Origin of the sequence: Paraburkholderia tropica (assembly GCF_914484835.1) — a bacterium.
Classification (GTDB): Bacteria; Pseudomonadota; Gammaproteobacteria; order Burkholderiales; family Burkholderiaceae; genus Paraburkholderia; species Paraburkholderia tropica_A.
This window is the reverse complement of the sequence record NZ_CAJZAR010000008.1, coordinates 1-7,524: the sequence shown is the minus strand read 5'-3', so window position 1 is coordinate 7,524 and position 7,524 is coordinate 1. Positions and strand designations below refer to the sequence as shown.

Genomic DNA, 7,524 nt, shown 5'->3' with positions numbered 1-7,524 from the left:
GCGGCACGCTGCGCGCCGCCACGGCGCAGCCGGGCCAGCCGCGCCCCGGCACGACCGTGGAAGCGCGCTTCGTCTGGGACACGCTCTGCACGGGCGCGAGCGCCGACCCGGCCGCCGCCCCGACCTCCCTTCCGAATTCAGCCTGGGACGCCCGCTCATGACCCTGCGCATCCTGCTCGTCGACGATCACGCCGTGGTGCGCCAGGGCGTGCGCCAGCTGCTGATCGACCGCGGCATCGCCACCGAAGTGATCGAAGCGCAAACCGGCAGCGAGGCGCTCGTCGCGCTCGCGCGCCACGCCTGCGACGTGGTCCTGCTCGACATCTCGCTGCCCGACATGAGCGGCATCGAAGTGCTCAAGCGCGCGAAGAAAAAGGCGCCGCGCGTGCCGGTGTTGATGTTCTCGATGTATCGCGAGGATCAATACGCGGTGCGCGCGCTGAAGGCCGGCGCGTCGGGCTATCTGTCCAAGACCGTGGATGCCGCGCAGATGACGGCCGCGATCCAGCAGGTCGCGAGCGGCCGCAAGTACGTGAGCCCGGCGATGGCCGAAGCGCTCGCCGACTACGTGCTGGTCGACGCCGAGCAGCTGCCGCACGAGAAGCTTTCGGACCGCGAGTACCAGACGCTCTGCATGCTCGCCTCAGGCAAGCGCCTGACCGACATCGCGCACACGCTCTCGCTTTCGGTGAAGACGGTGAGCGTCTACCGCACGCGCCTGCTCGAAAAGATGAAGCTCAACAACAACGCCGAGCTGACCTTCTACGCGATGAGCAATCAGCTCGTCGATCTCGCGCCGACCGCGAGCTTCTGAGCGGCGCGGATTCGCCATCGAGGTGCGGCGGCGGCTTGCCGCACCCCGCGCTCACCGCGCCCGCCGCACGCCTCCACGTTCCAGCGCGCACAGCCGCACTCAGGCAGGCTTCTCGCCATAAGCCCTTGATTCAGTAATGAATTCGCCGATTCGCCGATGCCCCGGCAAGGATCGCGCGCGCCCGCGACCGTTTGCGGCGGAATCGACCGCGTCTTCGGGCGGCTTCTGAGCCGCTTCCGACCCGATTGAGCAGGTTCCGACACCGCAATCGGATAAAATTACAGGTTTCCCCGACATACGGCACGCGGGCGCGATCCCATCCGATCGGCGCCCCGCGCGTTCTACCTGGAGTTCCCCGCCAAATGTCCCTCTTTCGCAAGAAGAACGTCGAACACATGCTGAAGGCGAGCGCGCAGGGCGCCGGCCTGAAGAAGGCCCTCGGCGCTCTGGACCTCACCTTCCTCGGCATCGGCGCGATCATCGGCACCGGCATTTTCGTGCTGACCGGCACCGGCGCCGTGCAGGCCGGCCCCGCGCTGATGGTCTCGTTCCTGATCGCCGCCGTGGCCTGCTGCTTCGCCGCGCTCTCGTACGCCGAATTCGCCTCGACGATTCCGGTCGCCGGCTCGATCTACACCTATTCGTACGCCACGCTCGGCGAGCTGATCGCGTGGATCATCGGCTGGGATCTGATGCTCGAATACGGCCTCGCCAGCTCGGCGGTCTCGGTCGGCTGGTCGGGCTATCTGCAGTCGCTGCTGGGCGGCTTCGGCGTGCATCTGCCCGCCGCGCTCACGGCCGCGCCGGGCGCGGTGCCGGGCGTGCACACGCTGTTCAACCTGCCCGCCTTCCTCGTGATGATGGGCATCACGGCGCTGCTCGCGATCGGCGTGCGCGAATCGACCCGCATCAACAACATCATGGTCGCGATCAAGGTCACGGTCGTGTTGCTCGTGATTGCCGTGGGCGCGTTCCACGTCACGCCCGAGAACTGGCATCCGTTCATGCCCAACGGCTGGAACGGCGTATTCGGCGCGGCCGCGGTGATGTTCTTCGCCTTCATCGGCTTCGATGCGGTCTCGTCGGCCGCCGAGGAAGTGAAAAATCCGAAGCGCGATCTGCCCGCCGGCATCATCGCCTCGCTGGCCGTCTGCGCGGTGCTCTACGTGGCGGTCGCGGCCGTGGTCACGGGCATCGTGCCGTCGGCGCAGTTCGCCAACATCGGCCACCCGGTCTCGTACGCGCTGCAGGTGGCGGGCCAGCCGTGGGTCGCGGGCTTCATCGATCTGGGCGCCGTGCTCGGCATGCTCACCGTGATTCTCGTGATGAGCTACGGCCAGACCCGCATCATCTACGCGATGTCGCGCGACGGCCTGCTGCCCGCAAAGCTCTCGAAGGTGCATCCGCGTTTCGCCACGCCGTTCTTCACGACCTGGCTCGTGGGCATCTTCTTCGGCCTGATCGGCGCGCTCGTGCCGCTGAACGTGCTCGCCGAGCTGATCAACATCGGCACGCTCGCCGCGTTCTCGATGGTGTCGATCGCCGTGCTCGTGCTGCGCAAGACGCATCCGCATCTGCCGCGCGCGTTCCGCTGCCCCGGCGTGCCGGTGGTGCCGATCCTCGCCGTCGGCTCGTGCCTGTTCCTGATGCTGAACCTCGCGCGCGTCACGTGGATCGCGTTCGTCGTCTGGCTGCTGATCGGCATGGCGATTTACTTCGGCTACTCGCGCCGCCATTCGCGCCTCGCGCATCAGCCGCACGAACAGTAAGCACACGCGCTTCACGGCGCGCTTTCGCTGCGCTGCAACGGCCCGTTCCGGCTTGTCCGAACGGGCCGTTTTTCATGCGCGCGCACAAAACAGCCGCAGTGCAAAAAACGTCGAAAACATGCGGAAAATCGCTGAAAAACGCCGCGAATGGCGAGTAAAAGCCCGCGCAGCGTAAAACGGCAAAGTGTGCTTTACTGTGCCGAGCATCATCGCGTCAGCCAGTGGAACGGCAGTACAGCAGCAACGCATCGGCAACACAGCAGCAGCAACGCAGCACGCATCCCAGACACTGAACAACACAGCACCAGCCGGACCCTCGTCCCCGCTTTCGTCCTGGCCGCGCGCGCCGAATCCGCGCCGCGCGGCAGGTGCGTCCTCGCACCCTTCGCGCTTTCTGGCGCGCCGGACGAAAGATCGCAGGCGGCATCGCGGGGCAAGTGGTGAATGCGGGGCCAGGCCGGTATCCGATCCTCACCGAGTGTGGAACCCGGGCGCGATGCGCGCGCGTCGGTCCGGGGCGAAAGGAGACAGTTCATGGCGATCAGCCTCAGCCTCACGGTCAACGGCCAGCCCGTGACCGCCGAGATCGAACCTCATACGCTTCTGGTCCAGTTCCTGCGCGAGCAGCGGCGCCTCACCGGCACGCACGTCGGCTGCGACACGGCCCAATGCGGCGCCTGCACCGTGCATCTGAACGGCCGCGCGGTCAAATCGTGCAACACGCTCGCCGTGCAGTGCGACGGCATGAACGTGACGACCATCGAAGGCCTCGCCGCCAACGGCGCGATGCATCCGATGCAGGCCGCCTTCCGCGACTGCCACGGCCTGCAATGCGGCTTCTGCACGCCCGGCATGGTGATGAGCGCGGTGGCGCTCGCGGACTCGTGTCCGGGCCTCACCGAAGCGGACGTGCGCGCGAACCTCGACGGCAATCTGTGCCGCTGCACGGGCTATCACAACATCGTGAAGGCCGTGGTCCAGGGCGCCGCAGCGATGCAGGCCGCGGAGCAAGGCGCCGCGCAACCCGCCACCGCTTCGGCGGCTTGACGAGGGAGGCCGCCATGAACGCACCCGACTCCCAGCCGCGCATGATCGGCGCCTCGGTGAAGCGCAAGGAAGACTATCGCTTCCTCACCGGCGCGGGCCAGTACACCGACGACGTCGTCCTTCCCCAGCAGACTTACGCCGTGTTCGTGCGCTCGCCGCACGCGCACGCGCGCATCCGCAGCATCGATACGAGCGCCGCGAAAGCCGCGCCCGGCGTGGTGGCCGTGTTCACCGGCGCGGACGTGGCCGCCGCCAGCGTGGGCGGCCTGCCCTGCGGCTGGCTGATCCACAGCATCGACGGCTCGCCGATGCACGAGCCGCCGCATCCCGTGATCGCGCACGAGAAGGCGCTGCACGTGGGCGACCAGGTCGCGCTCGTGATCGCCGAATCGTTGAAGGAGGCGAAGGACGCCGCCGAACTCATCGATGTCGATTACGAGGAGCTGCCCGCCATCGTCGACACGGCCCGCGCCGCCGACGATGGCCAGCCGCTCGTGCACGACAGCGTGCCGAACAACACCTGCTACACCTGGGGCCACGGCGACAAGGCGGCCACCGACGCCGCCTTCGCCCAGGCCGCGCACGTCACCACGCTCGACATCGTCAACAACCGGCTGGTGCCGAACGCGATCGAGCCGCGCGCCGTCAACGCGAGCTACGCGCAGCACGACGACAGCTACACGGTCTACGTGGCGAACCAGAATCCGCACGTCGAGCGTCTGCTGATGGCCGCGTTCGTGCTCGGGCTGCCGGAAACGAAGCTGCGCATCGTCGCGCCCGACGTGGGCGGCGGCTTCGGCTCGAAGATCTTCCTCTACGCCGAGGACGTGGCGCTCACGTGGGCCTCGAAGCAGATCCGCCGTCCGGTGAAATGGACCGCCGAGCGCAGCGAGTCCTTCGTCTCCGACGCGCACGGCCGCGATCATGTGACGAAGGCCGAACTCGCGCTCGACAAGGACGGCAAGTTCCTCGCGATGCGCGTGCACACCACGGCGAACATGGGCGCGTACCTCTCGACCTTCGCGTCGAGCGTGCCGACCATCCTCTACGCCACGCTGCTCGCGGGCCAGTACGCCACGCCCGCGATCTACGCGGAGGTGAAGGCCGTGTTCACGAACACGGTGCCGGTCGACGCGTATCGCGGCGCGGGCCGCCCCGAGGCGACCTACGTGGTCGAGCGTCTGGTCGAGACCGCCGCGCGCGAGATGCAGATCGATCCCGCCGACATCCGCCGCCGCAACTTCATCACGAGCTTCCCGTACGCCACGCCCGTGGGCCTCACCTACGACACCGGCGACTACGAAGCCTGCCTCTCGCGCGCGCTGGAAATCGCCGACGTGAAGGGCTTCCCCGCGCGGCGCGACGCATCGAAGGCGCAAGGCAAACTGCGCGGCCTCGGCTACTCGTGCTACATCGAGGCGTGCGGCCTCGCGCCGTCGAACATCGCGGGCGCGCTCGGCGCGCGCGCGGGCCTGTTCGAAGCGGGCGAAATCCGCGTGAATCCGACCGGCTCGGTGACGGTGTTCACCGGCTCGCACAGCCACGGCCAGGGGCACGAGACGACCTTCGCGCAAGTGGTCGCCGACCGCCTCGGCGTGCCGATCGAGCAGATCGAAATCGTGCACGGCGACACCGCGCGCATTCCGTTCGGCATGGGCACGTACGGCTCGCGCTCGATTGCCGTGGGCGGCTCGGCGATCATGAAGGCGCTCGACAAGATCGAGGCAAAAGCGAAGAAGATCGCGGCGCACATGCTCGAAGCGGGCGTGGAAGACATCGAATTCGCCGACGGCGTGTTCCGCGTCGCGGGCACCGACCGCAGCAAGACCTTCGCCGAAATCTCGCTCGCGGCCTACGTGCCGCACAACTATCCGCTGGAGACGCTCGAACCGGGGCTCGACGAAAGCGCCTTCTACGACCCGACCAACTTCACCTATCCGTCGGGCGCGTATCTCTGCGAAGTGGAAGTCGATCCCGATACCGGCGAGACGCGCATCCAGCGCTTCACCGCCGTGGACGACTTCGGCAACGTCATCAATCCGATGATCGTCGAAGGCCAGGTGCATGGCGGGCTCGGCCAGGGCATCGGCCAGGCGATGCTCGAACGCTGCGTCTACGACACCGATAGCGGCCAGTTGCTCTCCGGCTCGTACATGGACTACGCGATGCCGCACGCGAGCGACGTGCCCTCGTTCAGCGTGGAGACCGCGAAAGGCACGCCCTGCACGCACAATCCGCTCGGCGTGAAGGGCTGCGGCGAGGCGGGCGCGATCGGCTCGCCGCCCGCCGTCATCAACGCGATTCTCGACGCGCTCGCGCCGCTCGGCGTGAAGGACCTGCAGATGCCCGCCACGCCGCATCGCGTGTGGCAGGCGATGCAGGCGGCTTCATCTTCCACGTCGCAGCAACCTTGAGCGGAGGCGCACCATGTACGCATTCGAATACCAGCGCGCGGGCGACGCGCAAGGCGCCGTGAAAGCCATCGCCGCCGACGCGGACGCCAAATTTCTCGCAGGCGGCCAAAGCCTGCTCGCGGCGATGAAGCTGCGGCTCGCGCAGCCGTCCACGCTCGTCGACGTCACGCGCATTCCCGAGCTGAAGACGATTCAGGTCGACGGCAAGGTGGTCAAGATCGGCGCGGCGGTTTGCCATGCCGACGTGGCCGCGAACGCGCAAGTCCAGAACGCGCTGCCGGGCCTCGCGCAACTGGCCGCGCATATCGGCGACCGCCAGGTGCGCGCGCTCGGCACGCTCGGCGGCTCGCTCGCCAACGACGATCCGGCCGCCGATTATCCCGCCGCCGTGCTCGGTCTCGGCGCGACGGTGGTGACGGACCGGCGACGCATCGCCGCCGACGACTTTTTCCTCGGCATGTACGAGACCGCACTCGAACCCGACGAGCTGATCGTGGCCGTCGAGTTTCCGGTGCCGGAACGTTCGGCCTACGAAAAGTTTCGCAATCCGGCCTCGCACTTCGCGCTGACGGGCGTGTTCGTGGCGCAGTTCGCCACGGGCGTGCGCGTGGCCGTGACGGGCGCGGCGTCGTCGGTGTTTCGCGCGGCCGCGCTCGAAGCGGCGCTCACGGCGAGCTTCACGCCGCAAGCGGCGCGCGCGGTGACGATCGGCGCGGAGGGCTTGAACGCCGATCTGCACGCGAGCCCCGAATATCGGGCGCACCTGATCCCGGTGCTCGCGGCGCGCGCGGTGACGAAGGCGCTCGCGTAGTTGCGCGATCAGTTGCGCGATCAGTTGCGCGACTAATTGCGCGATTAGGCGCATCAACCGCATCGGCGTCCGTTCGCGCGAAGTCGTGCGCGAACGGACGCGGGTGTTTCGTCGCCATCACGGAAATCGCACGCGCAGTCAAAGGCCCGCCATGCTCCCCGCCACCATCGACGACACGCTCGCGCAACTCGAAGCGCAGGGCTATTTCGCGAGCCGCGAACTGGCCACGGCGCTCTTTCTCGCGCTCAAGATGCAGCGCCCGCTCTTTCTCGAAGGCGAGCCGGGCGTGGGCAAGACCGAGCTGGCGAAAGCCGCCGCCGCGCTCTCGGGCACGACGCTGCTGCGCCTGCAATGCTACGAAGGTCTCGACACGGCGAGCGCGCTCTACGAATGGGACTATCCGCGTCAGATCATGGCGCTGCGCCTCGCCGAAGCCGCGGGCGAAACGCCGCGCAGCGACACGCTCTATCGCGACGAATTCCTGCTCAAGCGCCCGCTGCTACAGGCGCTCCAGGCCGATCCGCATCATCCCGGCGCGCGCCGCGTGCTGCTGATCGACGAAATCGACCGCGCCGACGAACCGTTCGAAGCCTTCCTGCTGGAGCTTCTTTCGGACTTCCAGGTATCGATCCCCGAATACGGCACGGTACGCGCGAGCGTGCCGCCGCT

6 protein-coding genes are annotated in these 7,524 nt (G+C 67.8%); all 6 read left to right on the top strand.

Going from position 1 to position 7,524, the window contains the following annotated elements; genetic code table 11:
- Positions 1-157 precede the first annotated feature (157 nt).
- The gene (gene rqpR, locus LDO54_RS01665) at positions 158-814 is read left to right on the top strand and encodes a response regulator transcription factor RqpR (RefSeq protein ID WP_224005246.1); all 657 of its coding nucleotides are present in this window, start codon (positions 158-160) and stop codon (positions 812-814) included.
- A 362-nt stretch (positions 815-1,176) separates the two neighbouring features.
- A complete protein-coding gene (locus LDO54_RS01660; protein ID WP_224005243.1) occupies positions 1,177-2,583 on the top strand; it encodes an amino acid permease in 1,407 nt (468 codons plus the stop codon).
- A gap of 534 nt (positions 2,584-3,117) precedes the next feature.
- Positions 3,118-3,630, top strand: a complete 513-nt coding sequence (locus tag LDO54_RS01655; RefSeq protein ID WP_224005240.1) for a (2Fe-2S)-binding protein — start codon at positions 3,118-3,120, stop codon at positions 3,628-3,630.
- A gap of 14 nt (positions 3,631-3,644) precedes the next feature.
- Positions 3,645-6,044, top strand: coding sequence for a xanthine dehydrogenase family protein molybdopterin-binding subunit (locus LDO54_RS01650; RefSeq protein ID WP_224005237.1), 2,400 nt, complete (start codon positions 3,645-3,647; stop codon positions 6,042-6,044).
- 13 nt (positions 6,045-6,057) lie between these two features.
- Positions 6,058-6,855 carry an FAD binding domain-containing protein gene (locus tag LDO54_RS01645; RefSeq protein WP_224005234.1) on the top strand — a complete coding sequence of 266 codons (798 nt, stop codon included), beginning with the start codon at positions 6,058-6,060 and terminating at the stop codon, positions 6,853-6,855.
- A 151-nt stretch (positions 6,856-7,006) separates the two neighbouring features.
- The coding region (locus LDO54_RS01640; protein ID WP_224005231.1) for an AAA family ATPase at positions 7,007-7,524 on the top strand (518 nt) is incomplete at its 3' end.

Bases quoted from the DNA above. Each gene is read 5' to 3' on its own strand.
- LDO54_RS01660 (WP_224005243.1), top strand. From the start codon at position 1,177: ATGTCCCTCTTTCGCAAGAAGAACGTCGAACACATGCTGAAGGCGAGC.
- rqpR (WP_224005246.1), top strand. From the start codon at position 158: ATGACCCTGCGCATCCTGCTCGTCGACGATCACGCCGTGGTGCGCCAG.
- LDO54_RS01645 (WP_224005234.1), top strand. From the start codon at position 6,058: ATGTACGCATTCGAATACCAGCGCGCGGGCGACGCGCAAGGCGCCGTG.
- LDO54_RS01650 (WP_224005237.1), top strand. From the start codon at position 3,645: ATGAACGCACCCGACTCCCAGCCGCGCATGATCGGCGCCTCGGTGAAG.
- LDO54_RS01655 (WP_224005240.1), top strand. From the start codon at position 3,118: ATGGCGATCAGCCTCAGCCTCACGGTCAACGGCCAGCCCGTGACCGCC.